Below are 15,432 nucleotides of genomic sequence, written 5' to 3'. Positions count from 1 at the left end.
AATTGTTTAGGAGCGGCTGACTGGAACTTCTGTGCGTTCCAGTATTCCTTCAATCAGATCTATGGCCGTAATTCCCTTTATTCTGGCATCAGTGGAAGGGATAATACGTTTTTCGAGAACCGGAACCACAATTTCAGTGACATCCTCAGGTATGACATAATCCCGTCCGCGTAGAGCGGCCAAAGCCTGTGCCCCCTTGTACAATGCCAGGCTTCCCCGCGGTGAGACACCGACACGGATATTCCCGGAATTACGGGTTGCTTCAACTATATCGAGAATGTATTTGATGATAAGGGGATCCACAGTAACCTGCACGACCTGATCCTGCAGTGCAGTAATCTGATCTATAGTACTCACAGCCTTGAGATCTACAACAGGATGAGTCCGGCGACGCTGGGCAAGGATCACCTGCTCCTCAACCTCCCGATCAGGATACCCGACATGCAGGCTCATGAAAAACCTGTCTTTCTGGGCTTCCGGAAGCGGAAATGTTCCGTCAAATTCAACCGGGTTCTCTGTTGCCAGCAGAAAGAATGGATCGGGCAACGCAATCTGCTTACCTTCGACGCTGATCTGCTGTTCGGCCATAGCTTCCAGCAAAGCTGATTGACTACGCGGAGTCGCGCGGTTTATTTCATCTACGAGTACAACATTCGCCATAATCGGCCCTTTCCTGAAACGGAAGGTTCCTTCGTTAGGCTGATACACCGAAACACCAAGGATATCTGCAGGAAGCAGGTCAGGTGTACACTGAATACGGGTGAACTTCCCACCCAAGGCTGTGGACAGGGATCTAGCAAGAACCGTTTTTCCCAGCCCGGGCACGTCTTCAATCAGGACATGGCCACGGCACAGCAGCGAAACAAGCACCTTTTCCAGTACCAGTCTCTTTCCGAGAAACACTTTCTCTACTTCGTTATAAATACTCTCCGCCCATTGCTGTATATTATTCACATTGCCTCCCTGCGGGATTATAGCACGGCCTGCTTTTATTTGCCAAATACTGCCAGATACTGGGCAATGGAGAAAAAACGCACTATACTGAATCTCATGAAGTCTTGCAGCCAAATCTTCCTGTATAGCATTTTCCTCGTTTTCTTAGCTCTTATACCTCTATCTGCAGCAGAGTATAATTTTTCTCCCGATAAAATATCTGCAGAAGAACTGCTGGTTTTCGGCCAGGACCGGATTGGACTTCACAGTTTCCGACACGAATTTGCAGCGGCGCTCTCTGAAATGGAACATCGAATAGATAGCAACACATCTGCCTACCTCATTGCAAACCAGCAGCAGGTTAACCGGCTGCGGCAGGTATATGATCTATATGCCTTACGCTGGAAACTCGAGGAACAACTCTACTCCTTTCAGCGCAATCCACAGGCAATGGTAGTGACTGTAAATCAACTGTATCCTGATCCATCCCTTCTGCAGAAATCTACAGATGGAGATCAGCTGCAGCGCATGGCAGATGACAATCTGTATACCGCGTTGCACCTACTGGCTCTCTTTGCTGCCTACGACATATCACTGGGAGATTTTGACCAGGCAATTCAGACCATGCTTCTGTACAGGGAACTTCCCGGACTGAGCAGCGAATTGACTGAGCAAATGCCTGCCGATGATCAAATTCGACCGTACCTGAATAAATTCAAGTCACTGCTTTATTCGCTTGAGCAGGAAATACAACGCTATGACTTCAGACGTCAACGGCTCCCGGTACCGGAAATTTTCGGTGCTGTTGTCGGTTTCGGCATCTCAGGGGCAGCACTTGCCGATCTGCTTATCCCTGCGGTTACACTACCCTTCTTCCCCGGAGATTCTTCAGCTCGCAGTGCAGCCCTTGCCGGCACAGCACTTAGCGGTACAATTATCGGAATCAGTGCTATTACTATTCCGCCTCTGGTACGGACGCCACCTGTACAGCCTCTCACGGAATACCTTGCCGAAGAATGGGGGCACCTTATTGAAGGGGCAATCCAGGTTTTTGAAGACTATCGACATCGGCAGGGACAGCTCATTGTGCTCAGTCTCATGCCAAACAGACTGGTGGTTTTTCCTGATGCATCCGGGCCGAAGGAACTACCAGCTGTATTCAATGTCCAACGTTCCGGAAACTTCCGTATTCAGGTCAGCAGAGGTCATGAACGAATAAGCACACCAGTACGCGAACTCCACCAGGGCCTAAATCTGATTTTGCTGTATGAGTAGAAATCATTCACTGAATTATTTATTGCTTGATCTCACGCGAGTGCAGAGAACATGAATAACACCCTTTGCAATCCCCGGGTGATCTGCCATAACCGAGTCAAACGCATCCTTACCGATTCTCAGCAAGCTTGTATCTTCAATCGCTGTTACCGATGCCGATCTCGGTTCAGGGTCCAGAACAGCCATTTCACCAACAACACTGCCGGGTCCTAGTTCTGCAAAAGTAGTCTTTTCATCATGAACTGCAACCTTGCCAGCACGAATGATGTACATGCAGTCTCCCATTTCACCTTTACGGATGAAAGATTCTTTGGAGGCTATATCCAGATCCTCACCTATTGATGCTATATGTGCAAGCACAGCATCCGGGATGGTAGAGAATATATCCGCAGCCTTAAGGGTCATTACCCGTTCAATTGTGGTTAACACAGAATCCTCCAATTCATAATTAATTATTTCCAGGGAACTAGCCGCATAACGGGCACAGACAAGCAGCCATTCGTCCGTCCACAGATCTCTATTATTACACAGCTCATTGATTTGTTCTTTTATACCAAGACGCGGCAAGGCGAACTCATCGCGAAGCAGGTCCACATGATCTGCTGAGGTATTCTCAAGAACCATAATTACCTGCCGCCTGATACGACTTTCAAGGAGAACTTCCAGCAATTCACTGCCCAAAGCCCGCTGTTTCGAGGTGCCTTCTATAAACTTTCTCTGAATGCCTAATATATCATCCTGTCTGTACAAGAGTGCACATCGGGAAAAAATTCTGTTCTGCTGCTGTTTGTACAAGTCACGCAGGCTTGACAGAAGAGGCTTCGTTCCGCTGATCCCGGAAGCAAAAAGATGCTGTGCAGTCAGCAGTCTCGCTGCGATTTGCGCATGCCGAAGAATCTCCTTCTGGATAACAGATCTGACTTTCGATCCCGTTGCTCTGTATCCCCGCTGCGACAGAGCGGTATATACAGCATCCAGTAATTCATCATCCTGCAATTTCATTATTGCCTGAACAAGTACTTCTGTCAGGCTCGACTGGGAGAACCTGCTGCAGGAACGTATTAATCGCAAACCTCTCTCTCTGGGAATCCTTGCATCACCTCTCAGAACGAGTTTGATCCATGGAATAAGTTCGTCTCCAAACCTTCCCAGAGAAGCAATTACATCAGCTCGCATTTCCGGATAATCAAGCCAGGGTAATATTTTTGGAATCAGACCCGGGTGGGCGACGGAGCCTGCAGCCCTGAGTGCTGCGTGAACAACCAGCTGTTCCGGATCTCCGAGCAGCGCAACCAGAGGTCTGTAAAAATTCCTGATGCCAGCCCGTTCAAGGATTTCAGCAGCCTGTGTTCTTTCATCCGGATCATTACTTTCAAGCATCTGGTTAAAAACATTACCAGCTATCAACACCCCATCTATTCCGCCGTAAAGAAACAAGCCGGCCACAGCAGCACTGCGGATGACCGCAGATGAACTATTCAGATAGTGCTGAATTGTTTTGACTGGTTCATCCACCAGTGCGCAAACCGCACGGAGAGCGGCTGCCTGTACCGATTCATCATCTGCTGACGCAAGTTTGATTTCAGCAATCTCAAGTCCCCAATCCGGCTTGAGATACTCCACACGCTCCAGCAAATCCCTGATGATTGCCGGATTATCCGCAGCAGTAAACTTGTTCCGTACTTTTTCAGGATAGTTTTGGTGTCCGGAATTACTCAATAGATCAAAGCCGCTTTTCACTAACCAGGGATCGTCTGATTCCAGTATATTATCTATTACCTGCATGGTAGAAGCATCATTCAGATCCAGTTCAATATCTCCGATGCTCCGCTTGCTCAGCATCTTACTCAACTCTGTTCTGTAGGATTTATACAGGAAATAACCTGCTACACCGCACAGTGCAGTTATACCGAGCGTAAGCTGCACAGCCATTACCGGTGTGTAGTCTGTAATTCTGGAAAACAGCATAAGAAGCAGACCTGCCAGACCATAACTGACCGGAATGCCGATGCCCTGGGCAAAAGTGTGAACAACATCTCTCTCTTTGGGGGCTAAAGGCTGGAATGCACTTTGAACCGCTGTTTTGGAGAAACCAGAGTACATCATGTAATCAATGAACTGGGAAACCACAATAACTATGAAAAAATACTGACCGGCATCTCCATTAAAAAAACGTACAACCAATGCTGCCAGCAAGGCCAGAGAAACTCCGACCGGACTGCCTGCGATACCAAGCGGCATTCCGAAGCGAACAAGAAGTTTTCCTGCAAGAAATGTGAGGAATACAAAACTGAGGCCGGTTGTACCGGATTTGACATACCCGATGAACTGACTCATCTCTGCCTGTGAAGGAAAAAAATTCTGTGCCTGGGAGTAGACAATATACTGTACCAACAGGGAAATCATGGAAGTGAGCATCTGAAACAGGAACACAAGCAAAGTGTATTTTTTCCTGAGGATGGCAAGAAATTGGCGGAATCCGGACTCATCATGACTGGATGTATGCTCGTGAATATGAGCATGGTGAATTGCTTCTACCGGCATTATGTAGTTTTTGACAATCAGCCAGACAAACACAAGCGCAACACTCATGGAAACCCCGGCGATCAGCAGAAGCCGGTCAAGAGCTCCAAGAAAGGAAGCCAAAGGCGCAGCGGAAAGACCAGCTATAACTACTGCAAGAATCTCACCACCGGTGATCTTCGGATATCTGTTTTTAATGGTTCTGGCATCATAGACCTCAACCGCCTGGGAACCTCTGAGCATCATCAGATACAGGGTTCCCATCATGTTGACGATCATCATCGTATAAATGATCCAGGAAGCATCGTACATCTGCAGTGCGATATACATCAGAAAAAAAAGCAGAACAAATGACGCTGTGACAATCAGAGATGTTTTCGCCAGGTGCAGTTTTTCTTCCAGAGCATTAAAGCAAAGAGAGACAATCGGAACTATAATCCCGACAAGTACATATACCGTCCGGAGTCCAGCAGAACCAAACTGTACAACCAGCGATGTATACGCGACGTTGTACAGAAGTCCAAATGATAACCCGGTAAAAAATGCCTGCCCGATGAAAAGAAACAGTACCCGGTCCTTCGATGATCGTGCAGCAATTGTAACATCAGAATGCATTGTACCACCATACAAAGATTATTTTATCGGCTGAGTGATCTCAGACCATACAAAATAAGTGTACTACTTTTTTTGGCATCATGTGTACACATGTACTGATATCGCATAAAATAACTTCATGGCACACACGCGCATCCGTATTCCTTTCTTCGCTGCACTGCGTATGATCTGGGATTACTCCGGTCTCAAGATAAAGGAACAACTGAAATCAGTGGCCTTTATTGTGATCTACCTTATAGGATTTCAGATTCTCGTTTTTGGAAGTCCTCCTGCAAATGCAATTGGTATTGCTATCGGCATAGCACTCGTCGTGTTCGGTCTTGCTTTTTTTATTGAAGGACTAATGCTCGGTTTGATGCCGCTCGGTGAGAGAGTAGGTATTCAGCTGCCGTCTCATGGTGGTCTTGCTATCATTATTCCATTCGGAGTCCTGCTGGGTATCAGCTCAACCTTCGCCGAGCCTGCTGTTGCCGCCCTGCGAGCGGCAGGCTCCGGGATTTCAGCTGTTGATGCCCCGCTGTTATTCTATATTCTGGAACAGAACCCGCAACTTCTTATACTCGCCATCGGTATCGGTGTAGGCTTTGCAGTCGCGTTCGGCATGGTCAGATTCTACCTCGGATTTTCGATTAAACCAGTAATACTGATCCTTTTCCCCATCCTGTTAATAGCTACATATTTTTTCTCACGCAATGAAATACTTTCTCCTGTTCTGGGTCTGGCCTGGGATGCAGGTGCGGTGACCACCGGAGCCGTTACAGTACCTCTGGTTCTCGCTCTGGGAATTGGTGTTTCCAGATCCTCAGGCAAGAGTGATAAGACCGGCAGCAGCTTTGGAATCGTGACTCTGGCTTCTGCTTTGCCGGTTCTCAGTGTTATGGCCCTGGGAATACTACTGTACCCGGTAATCAATAATACACAGGACACAGCGGAGGCTTCAGCTGAAATTCAACAGATCGACTCGGCATTGTCAGATACTCTTGATGATAACCAGCTCCCTCATGATTCATCTGAATCCATACTGCAGATTTTTCTGTCTGAGATCAGCCCGGCAATGCAGGCGGTTGTTCCGCTTACCGCCCTGCTATCCCTGGTACTGTTTCTTCTGCTGAGAGACCGGCCGAGATATATGGATGAGGTATTGTTGGGTATCTTCTTCGCACTCCTGGGCATGGCACTTCTGACCACCGGTGTCAAAACCGGACTCACTCCGCTTGGAGACGAAGCAGGCAGAATGCTCCCACAGATATTCCAGCAGGATAATATTGAAAACAATGCTATTCATATTCATGATTTTGATGAATCCAGCATCTTTTCCGCCTATACCGAAGACGGCAGCAGCAAGCAATTCTTTCATTTCCATGACGGCAGCAGGGTTCGTACTTATGAATTTAAACCGGATCAATATGATGCAGAAAGATCGATCTATACACATGCAGCAAGAGCAAGTATATTTTTTCACCCCAGACTGTCAGGAATGGGCATAGGGATAATCCTTCTGTTCGCATTCGGTATGGGGTATGGATCGACGCTTGCAGAACCTGCCCTCAACGCTCTCGGGAAAACCGCAGAGGAAATAAGCGTTGGAACCATTAAAAAAACCGTAGTCATACGGGCGGTTTCGATCGGTGTCGGATCGGGTCTTGTCCTCGGAGTGATCCGGATACTCTATGATCTACCGGCCATGTGGTTTCTGCTTCCTCCCTACGGAATCGCTCTGATTCTGACTTTTTTCAGCGATGAAGAATTTACCGGTCTGGCATGGGACAGTGGAGGTGTTACAACAGGAGCAATTACTGTCCCGCTGGTTATGGCCATGGGGCTTGGACTGGGTAGAGTTCTGAATATTCCGGATGGCTTCGGTATTCTCGCCTTAGCCTCGGTGTATCCAATTGTAGCTGTACTTCTGTACGGTATTTCGGTAAAAATTCATCAACGGACAATTGTAAGAGCCATTGAAGGAGACGCTGACAATGTATGATTCCGGAAAAATGCTCCACCGAATCACCTGTATGATCCATAGCAGGAATGCATCGACCGCAACGGAAATTATCTCCAGATGCACCGACTCCAGTATCAGCATAGAGAATGGAAGAAACGTCCGGCAAAGATACAGGAAGAACAGGTTCCTGTTCTCCGGACGCTCTGTCAGCCTCGAGGACAGCCCCGTGGATATATACCGGCTGACGGTGGATCCGGCAGAATCTGATCTGATCATGCAGCGATTGATTCATGAGCTGAAGCTCAGTCAACCCGGCCGGGGGACCATATTCCTTCAGGAAGTCACAGAATACATTGATCAACAGAAAGGTGACCGACCGGAAATTATCCCGGAAGAAAGAGAAAGAAAGTACTTGCTGAATAAGCTATCCCTAATAAGTTGTATTCTTTCCATGCACGGCAGCGGAGAGGACCTTGCAGGCACAGCGCTTGAACTGGGTACCGGCTTACCTATAATTACCCACGGGAGCGGCACTGGAATCAGAGACAAACTTGGTCTGCTGAGAATAACTGTCCCGCAGGAAAAGGATCTGGTGCACCTGCTGGTTCCAGCAATTGATGCAGAAGGCATAAGCAGACTATTGATAGAAGTGGGAAGACTGAACAGGCCTGGAAAGGGCTTTCTCTATATGACCCCGGTAAGCTGCGGGTTACTGGATACACGCCTGAAAATAGGCACGCAGGAACAGCAGGCAAGTATAGAACAGATTATTGCTGCTATCGACGAATTAAAGAACGACACAGCCTGGCGCAGACGCTTCCCTGATATCGATTCTGAAGGTCGCGTTTCCTTCACCCGGAACATGAATGAACTCTGTCTCAATTGTCCCGAAGAGCGCTCAAGCGAGTATGTTTCAGCGGCACTTGAAGCCGGAGCAGGCGGTGCAACCGTAACCCGCACGCAGCAGCTCCGGACTACCGAAGCCCCGCATGGAGCAAGGGAGCGGTGTATAATCACACTGCCCGAGCGAATAACGGACAAAGCAGTATCGAGAATACTGGAGATCAGCAATCAGAAGCCGGATACATTACTGTCACTGCAGTTGATGCCAGTACCGTTTTCTTTTTCCTATAGAGTATAAGAACTTTCTCCAAAGTCATATCTTTTCCGGCAGCAGACTATTGTGCTATATTAGATAGATGCATATATCCGCCACGCAGATACTCCCATGGACAAAAAACCTGCTTGAAGCTGCAGGAATGAAACATAGCAATGCCGCAGCAGTGGCAGATATATTTTACAGGGCCAGCCTCAGAAAGCTTGGACATCATGATATACATGATCTACCCGGCAGGCTTCAACGCCTGACCGGAGATATTAACAAGGCAAATCCCTTATTCACAGACGTACATGACTTCGCTGCCGTCCATGTTTTCGATGGTGATTCAGGATTAGGTGAACTCTGCTGTTGTCATGCATTGAACTCAGCGATTGCGCGAGCAGGAAAATTCGGCATTGGAATGTCATCCGTACGTCACAGCAATCATTTTCTGGCTGCCTACCCCTTTGTACAGATGGGTGTGGAAGCTGGATTTATTACAATAATCTACTCCAACACAGACCCGAGCATGGTAGGTCCGGATTGCCCGGAAGCAGTAATAGGCAATAACCCCGTAGGTTTCGGAGCTCCTATGCCCAATCAGGACAGCACGAACGGTCGGGGTACAGGCGGCATGCTGCTTGACACCTCCTTGGCCTACAGTTCAATCGGAAATCTACTAAGTCTCCAAAGGGAGGGCGGAAGCATTCCGGATTACTGGGCGCTTAATTCCGACTGCGAACCGACCACTGACCCCGCCGAAGCAGTAGAAGGCTGGAGGGTCAAGCCGATCGGGGGGCATAAAGGCTTCGGTATGGCATTGATGCACGAAATACTGACTGGCGTTTTCAGTGGCGGTGAAACAAGCACCGACATCCAGATACCCGGGGGAATGAACACCCACAGCCAGACAATAGTAGCAATAAGCCCTCCGCCTCATTTCAGTCTTGAAACACTGCAGAAACAGATGCAGGCCTTTGGCCTCAGATTGCCGGGAACTTTCTCGACTGCCAGAAGTCTGGAAGCAGCTGTTGAAGGAATTGAAATCCGCTCTGAAGTATATACTCAGCTTGCAGAATGGTCAGACAGGCTCGAAGTCGAGGTACCCAGACCGGAAAATCAGCCTGCTGCGTATAAGTAAAGATATCAGAAAAATACTGCAACTAAAGGGAAAAATACCCCAGTTCATGATCCATCCGCTGACTGACCTCGGCCATGAGATCTGTTTCCTGCTGCAGAGCATTAACTACGGCTGTAATATTTTCAACCCCCTTCAATATCGCTTCCATTTCAGCGGTGACCTCACGTGAAACATTCTGGACCAGAGACATCTGCTGTTCGACTTCCTTTGCAAAACCGCTCATTGATCCTGCCTGCTGTCTTGAATCAGATGAAACATCCAGCAGTCTGCGGGAAACCAGGCGGATTTCATCTCCTGAATGCTGGATCTGATCTATGCTGTCAAACAGAATCTGAAACCGCTCCGACACCTCGGCCACCGATTCTGTGAGATCATGGAATACCTTATCCATCTGGGTATTGGTATCATTGGCTGTCTGGATTGCAGTCACTATACGCTGCACTGCTCCAACAATCATTTTACTACCGCTGGCCGACTGCTCAGCCAGCTTCCGGATTTCAGCAGCAACTACAGCAAAGCCTGCGCCCCGGTCCCCGGCATGGGCGGCTTCAATGGCTGCATTCATAGCCAGCAATTGGGTCTGGGCCGCAATATCCTGAATAACCTTCGACATCTGGGTAATTTCACTGGTACAACTGTCAATATCATGAACTGCTGTCATCGTACGCTGGAACTGTACCGATCCTGAGTCGGATGCTTCCTTGAGGCGCCCGGTAGCTTCCCGGTTTTCCCTGGTAATCTGTAGTGTATTTTCAAGGACCGTGGCCATTGACTCAGCAGAGGCGTTCATTTCTTCTGCCATGGATGATTCATCCTCAACAAGCTTGTGTGTTTGCTCCAGCGACATCAGCAGCTGTTTGTTGTCTTCTGCAACAGCTTCAATTGCCTTGTTCAGTTTTCCGACGCTGCCGGAAATGCTGTCCGTGTTTCCCTGAATGTTTTCCAGTGAGCGGGAAGTACTCCCAACCGACGCCTGAATCCTGTCCCTGACCTCCAGGTTCTCGGATGATTCCCGCTGAACGGCCCCGATAAGTCCCGAGATTTTGTCAATAAATCGATCTGTATGAGTACTGAGTTCACCGATTTCATCCTTTCTTTTCAGGTTACAGCGGGTACGCAGATCCCCAAGGCTCATTTTTTCAAGATGGTCTTCAATTCTACGTACGGCTTTCGCCAGGGAACCAGCCAATACGGCGCTGAAAGCACTGGATAACACAAGCAGGAACAATATCATTATTCCGGTCAGTTGCAGTCCCCTCCGTTCAATACGCTGGATCTCATGATTGATTACCGCTTCCTGATCCTGGAGGACTCTCAGACTGGACTCAAGAGAATCCACGAGCTGTACCAGACCCCGGTAATAATTCTGGGCAGAAGTTCTCATATTCGGAGAGAGTGTGGTTTCTCCAATCAGATTCCGGAATACAAAACTGCGAATAAACATCTGCTCGTCTTCTATGGTCCGGACCAGCGATTGAGCCTGGGCGATAAATTGCTCCTGATTACTTCTGATCAGCGGTTCCAGGCGCTGAATAGCCGAAATACTGTGTGCCAGAGTCTCATTCATACCCGGCAGAACCTCCAGAGCTCCTACCCTTGAAAATGCCTCGAGTGTCAGACGGGTTGTATTCTGATATTCCTCAAACTCAAGAGCAAACTGCCCGGTTGTGACCTTGTGCAGCTGCAGTAGTTCGCGGTTAAGCCGGTCATTCAGAATACGGATCTCGGATGATTCAGCATTAATTACGATGATAGGCCTCAACAAGATGAGCAGATACACCGCAATAGCGATGAGAAAAGCGGCTTGCGTTGACAGCAGCAGCCCCAACAGTTTTGACCTGATTTTCATAATAACTCCATCGGATCATCTTTATTATTGCATATTTTATTGTTTATTACCGAATTCCATTCTATGCGGGAAAGTGATTCCGGGCAAGGAAAACCCTGCCCGGAATCAACAGGAGGTGGATCAGGAGCGCTTGCGGCTGGCAATATCAAACCAGACTGCAAGGAGAAGAATCAGACCTTTAACTATCATCTGATATTCAGAGGATATATTCATGAGACTCATACCGTTGTTCAGACTCGCCATAACCAGCGCTCCGATAATCGCGCCGAAGATTGTACCTTCACCGCCATACGTACTCGTACCACCGATAATAACCGCTGCAATCGTATCCAACTCGAACAGGTTGCCCGCACTGGCAGTAGCAGAGTTCAAGCGTGCTGTAAACACCAGGCCCGAGAGAGCTGAAAGGATTCCCATTATTACAAATATCCACAATGTCTTGAGCTTTATATTGATACCGGAGAGCAAGGCAGCCTCACGGTTTCCACCGATTGCATATACATGCCGACCAAAAGTGGTATTGTTGGTTAGAAATCCGAACATAAGCACAAGAGCCAGAACAATCATTATCGAGTATGGAATACCTCGATAGTTAACCATAATGGAGAAGAAGAGCCAGAGCATGGTGGATACCAGAATCATCTTGGCAACAAAGAGCGACATCGGCAGGTTCGCAAAACCATAGGATTTCCGACGGCTGCGGTTCCGTAGTTCCATTACCAGATAACCGGCGATTGCTGCTACAGCAATAAGAAAACTGAAGTCGTGAAAGCCTGCAATCGCATCGGTATTCAGGAAGAGACGTGGGATGTAGCCCTGTCCGATCGCCCTGAACGCTGGTTCAAGCGGTGAGATAGTCTGTCCGCCGGTCAGAGCGATCAAGGCTCCACGGAAGGTGAGCATCCCGGCCAGGGTCACTATGAAAGCGGGCACACCGCGGTAGGCTATCCAGAACCCCTGCCAGACACCGATAATAGCTCCCAGAATAAGCGTAAGGATTACCACTGTCAGGGTATTGAATCCCAGCTGCACCTGCAGGACAGCCGCAAAAGCACCGGTGAATCCGACTATGGAACCGACAGACAGATCAATATGCCCTGCCACAATTACCAGCACCATACCGACTGCCAGAACAGCGATAAACGATGTCTGAAGCATCAGGTTGGACAGATTACGGGGTGACAGAAAGATCCCATCCGTCAGGACGGTAAAAATCAGTCCGATTGCAATGAGCGCAATAAACATCGAGTACTGTCGTACATTATGCTGCAGCTGATCCTTCAGAATCTGCATGCTTGTTTGACCTGCTTTTATTCGTGTCATTTTTATTTTCCTCCGGTTGCCAGCAGCATGGTTTTTTCCTGCGTAGCATCTTTCCAGTCTAATTCGCCGTTCAGGCGTCCGTTGTGGATTACTATTATCCTGTCACTCATTCCAAGTACCTCAGGAAGTTCAGAAGAGATCATGACTATGCAGACTCCCTGCTCAACTAGATCATTCATAATATTGTAGATCTCGAATTTAGCCCCGACATCAATACCTCGAGTTGGCTCGTCGAGAATCAGAACCTTAGGCTTGGTCAGCATCCATTTTGCAAGAGCTACCTTCTGCTGGTTTCCACCTGAAAGATTCTTTGTTTTCTGTTCGATTGACGGAGTTTTAATCCTCAGTGACTTTACATAATGCTCTGTCTCACGGATTTCCTCGAGGTCATGTATTACCGACAGCTTTGACAGACTCTTCAAAGCAGCAAGACTGGTATTCTGCTTGACGTCCATACCAAGTACCAGGCCTTTGCCCTTGCGGTCTTCGGTAACGTAGGCAATACCGGCGCGAATGGCATCAGCAGCACTGTTTATTTCCACTTTCTGCCCATCCAGATAGATTTCACCACTGAGACGTTTTCCATAGGATCCGAATATGCTCATCATAAGCTCTGTACGGCCTGCGCCCATTAGCCCTGCAACACCGAGAATTTCTCCCTTCCGTATATCGAAAGAAACATTCTCGACTATTTTTTTCTCAATATTATCCGGATCCTGAACGGTCCAGTTTCTCACCTGCATCAGCACATCACCGGCTGTATGCTCAACCCGTGGAAATCGTTCAGTGAGTTCCCGGCCCACCATCAGGGAAACAATTTTCGCTTCGTTCAGCCTGTCTGCTCCGTGCATGTCATGCGAGGCTACTGTCCGGCCGTCCCTGAGCACTGTCACGGTATCTGCAATCGCCAGAACTTCTTCCAGTTTATGAGAGATATAGACACAGGTGACCCCGCGATCTCTCAGCTGCCGGAGAATTTCCAGCAGATTTTCACTGTCATGCTCGTTCAGAGCCGCAGTAGGCTCATCCAGTATCAGGATTCTGGCCTTTTTTGCTATTGCCTTGGCTATCTCTATCAACTGCTGCTTGCCAATGCCAAGATTTTTTATTTTTGTCTTCGGATTTACATCGAGATTTACTTCCTTCAGATATTTCATTGAATCCTGAATGGTTTCATCCCAATTGATTTTGAACGCTGAACCCTTCTCTGCTCCGAGAAATAGATTCTCAGCCACGGACATCTGCGGAACAAGGGCAAGTTCCTGATAGATAATACTGATCCCGGCGCGTTCACTGTCCTTGATAGATGAATAATTCTGCTCTTCACCCTCAACAATTATCCGTCCTTCAAAGGTACCGGCCGGATACACACCACTCAACACCTTCATAAGGGTTGATTTTCCGGCTCCATTCTCACCAACAAGTGCGTGGATCTCTCCGGATTTCACCTGGAAACTGACTTTATCCAAGGCCCGGACACCAGGAAATTCTTTCACGATATCCTGCATTTCCAATATGTAATTACTCATGGATTCTCCCATCCTTACGGTTCTGACAATAGACCGGAGGCCGGAGCCTCCGGTCTATCAATGTCTCACTTAAGACTTAGTTTCCGTAAATCTGTTCGCGGGTCAGGTATCCGCTGTCAATCAGGAGATTGATATTATCACGTGTGATGATATGCGGAGTAAGCAGAAGTGAAGGAACACCTTCAACCTCAGCGTTGGTCTGAACTGACTGTCCCTGAGCGAGGGTAATAGCTGCCTGAATAGCCTGTGTACCAAGATCGCGGGTATCCTTGAAGATAGTCATAGACTGTGTACCTTCAACAATCCGCTGTACAGCAGAAAGCTCGGCATCCTGTCCGGTAATCGGAACCTGTCCAGCCATACCCTGGGCTGCGAGAGCCTGAATTGCGCCACCTGCAGTTCCGTCATTTGGTGCCAGAATTGCATCAACCTGGTTGTTGGAAGCAGTAAGTGCATTTTCGACGATGTTCAATGCATTTTCCGGTAACCAGTTATCTACGGCACGCTCGGTAATAATATTGATGTCGCCTGCGTCAGCCAGAGGCTGGATGTATTTCATTGCACCTCTCTTGAAGAGTGCTGCATTGTTGTCGGTTGGAGCACCTGACATTACGATATAATTACCAGCAGGAACCTGCTCGGTAATGTAACGGCCCTGCAGTTCACCTACCCGCTCATTGTCGAATGAAAGATATACAGCTACCTTATCACTCAGAATAAGGCGATCGTAGGAAATTACCGGAACGCCGTCTGCAGCAGCCAATTCAGCAAGAGTAGCAGCAGCAGATGCATCGTGCGGAGCAAGAATCAGAACCTGAACTCCCTGTGCAAGAAGATTCTCGACCTGGCTGGCCTGCTGTGCCATATCAGCATCAGCTACTGCAACACGAAGGTCAACGCCAAGACGTGCAGCTTCAGCAATCATTGTTTCTCTGTCACGTACCCAGCGCTCCTCACGCTGTGTTGGAAGTGAAAGTCCTACAACCAGGCGTCGGCTTACTTCAGCCTGTTCTGTCTGTCCACCAGCTACTACGTTAACAGCTGGAATCAGCATTGCCAGTGCGATAATACCGGCAATCAAAGCGAAACGTTTGTTCATACAGTCCTCCTTAGGATTGATGATTCACAATACGCCCGCAAGCGGCTGCTGTCATGAAGAAGATTTTTGCTTTGTGCAGGACATTTTTCACATGAAGAAATTTA

General features: G+C 48.2%; 10 protein-coding genes. 4 read left to right on the top strand and 6 right to left on the bottom strand.

The window, feature by feature from the left end; genetic code table 11:
- Positions 1–6: 6 nt before the first annotated feature.
- The gene (locus ACYQ2L_RS02235; protein WP_460050602.1) at positions 7–954 is read right to left on the bottom strand and encodes an AAA family ATPase; all 948 of its coding nucleotides are present in this window, start codon (positions 952–954) and stop codon (positions 7–9) included.
- Positions 955–1,050: 96 nt separating this feature from the next.
- On the opposite strand from ACYQ2L_RS02235, the gene ACYQ2L_RS02230 reads away from it, so the two are divergent.
- Positions 1,051–2,208: a hypothetical protein gene (locus ACYQ2L_RS02230; protein ID WP_460050600.1), complete on the top strand. Its 1,158-nt coding sequence runs from the start codon at positions 1,051–1,053 to the stop codon at positions 2,206–2,208.
- A 15-nt stretch (positions 2,209–2,223) separates the two neighbouring features.
- Here ACYQ2L_RS02230 and ACYQ2L_RS02225 read toward each other — a convergent pair whose 3' ends face one another.
- Complete coding sequence (locus ACYQ2L_RS02225; RefSeq protein ID WP_460050598.1) at positions 2,224–5,346, bottom strand: cyclic nucleotide-binding domain-containing protein; 3,123 nt, start codon at positions 5,344–5,346, stop codon at positions 2,224–2,226.
- A gap of 118 nt (positions 5,347–5,464) precedes the next feature.
- On the opposite strand from ACYQ2L_RS02225, the gene ACYQ2L_RS02220 reads away from it, so the two are divergent.
- Genes ACYQ2L_RS02220 through ACYQ2L_RS02210 form a run of 3 tightly spaced genes read left to right on the top strand, consistent with a single transcriptional unit; the run spans position 5,465 to position 9,528 of the window.
- Positions 5,465–7,327, top strand: a complete 1,863-nt coding sequence (locus tag ACYQ2L_RS02220; protein WP_460050596.1) for a DUF1538 domain-containing protein — start codon at positions 5,465–5,467, stop codon at positions 7,325–7,327.
- Positions 7,320–8,429 carry a hypothetical protein gene (locus ACYQ2L_RS02215; protein WP_460050594.1) on the top strand — a complete coding sequence of 370 codons (1,110 nt, stop codon included), beginning with the start codon at positions 7,320–7,322 and terminating at the stop codon, positions 8,427–8,429. The genes ACYQ2L_RS02220 and ACYQ2L_RS02215 overlap by 8 nt, the downstream gene beginning before the upstream one ends.
- Positions 8,430–8,487: 58 nt before the next feature.
- Entirely contained in the window at positions 8,488–9,528 is a 1,041-nt protein-coding gene (locus ACYQ2L_RS02210; protein ID WP_460050592.1) for an Ldh family oxidoreductase, read from the top strand.
- Positions 9,529–9,550: 22 nt separating this feature from the next.
- On the opposite strand, the gene ACYQ2L_RS02205 is transcribed toward ACYQ2L_RS02210, so the two are convergent.
- The 4 genes from ACYQ2L_RS02205 to ACYQ2L_RS02190 form a co-directional block, all read right to left on the bottom strand.
- Entirely contained in the window at positions 9,551–11,377 is a 1,827-nt protein-coding gene (locus tag ACYQ2L_RS02205; protein WP_460050590.1) for a methyl-accepting chemotaxis protein, read from the bottom strand.
- A 120-nt stretch (positions 11,378–11,497) separates the two neighbouring features.
- On the bottom strand, positions 11,498–12,700 hold the full coding sequence (mmsB, locus tag ACYQ2L_RS02200) for a multiple monosaccharide ABC transporter permease (RefSeq protein WP_460050588.1): 1,203 nt from the start codon (positions 12,698–12,700) through the stop codon (positions 11,498–11,500).
- Positions 12,701–12,702: 2 nt separating this feature from the next.
- A complete protein-coding gene (locus tag ACYQ2L_RS02195; protein ID WP_460050586.1) occupies positions 12,703–14,229 on the bottom strand; it encodes a xylose ABC transporter ATP-binding protein in 1,527 nt (508 codons plus the stop codon).
- Between the two features lie 76 nt (positions 14,230–14,305).
- Complete coding sequence (locus tag ACYQ2L_RS02190; RefSeq protein WP_460050584.1) at positions 14,306–15,328, bottom strand: sugar ABC transporter substrate-binding protein; 1,023 nt, start codon at positions 15,326–15,328, stop codon at positions 14,306–14,308.
- Positions 15,329–15,432 lie beyond the last annotated feature (104 nt).

Source organism: Spirochaeta dissipatitropha, from assembly GCF_054657935.1.
This window is presented reverse-complemented; position numbering and strand designations above follow the sequence as displayed.

What these genes read in the sequence shown, in the direction of transcription:
- ACYQ2L_RS02215 (WP_460050594.1), top strand. Translation starts at nt 7,320, where the DNA reads ATGTATGATTCCGGAAAAATGCTCCACCGAATCACCTGTATGATCCAT.
- ACYQ2L_RS02220 (WP_460050596.1), top strand. Translation starts at nt 5,465, where the DNA reads ATGGCACACACGCGCATCCGTATTCCTTTCTTCGCTGCACTGCGTATG.
- ACYQ2L_RS02205 (WP_460050590.1), bottom strand. Translation starts at nt 11,377, where the DNA reads ATGAAAATCAGGTCAAAACTGTTGGGGCTGCTGCTGTCAACGCAAGCC.
- ACYQ2L_RS02210 (WP_460050592.1), top strand. Translation starts at nt 8,488, where the DNA reads ATGCATATATCCGCCACGCAGATACTCCCATGGACAAAAAACCTGCTT.
- ACYQ2L_RS02190 (WP_460050584.1), bottom strand. Translation starts at nt 15,328, where the DNA reads ATGAACAAACGTTTCGCTTTGATTGCCGGTATTATCGCACTGGCAATG.
- ACYQ2L_RS02195 (WP_460050586.1), bottom strand. Translation starts at nt 14,229, where the DNA reads ATGAGTAATTACATATTGGAAATGCAGGATATCGTGAAAGAATTTCCT.
- ACYQ2L_RS02225 (WP_460050598.1), bottom strand. Translation starts at nt 5,346, where the DNA reads ATGCATTCTGATGTTACAATTGCTGCACGATCATCGAAGGACCGGGTA.
- mmsB (WP_460050588.1), bottom strand. Translation starts at nt 12,700, where the DNA reads ATGACACGAATAAAAGCAGGTCAAACAAGCATGCAGATTCTGAAGGAT.
- ACYQ2L_RS02230 (WP_460050600.1), top strand. Translation starts at nt 1,051, where the DNA reads ATGAAGTCTTGCAGCCAAATCTTCCTGTATAGCATTTTCCTCGTTTTC.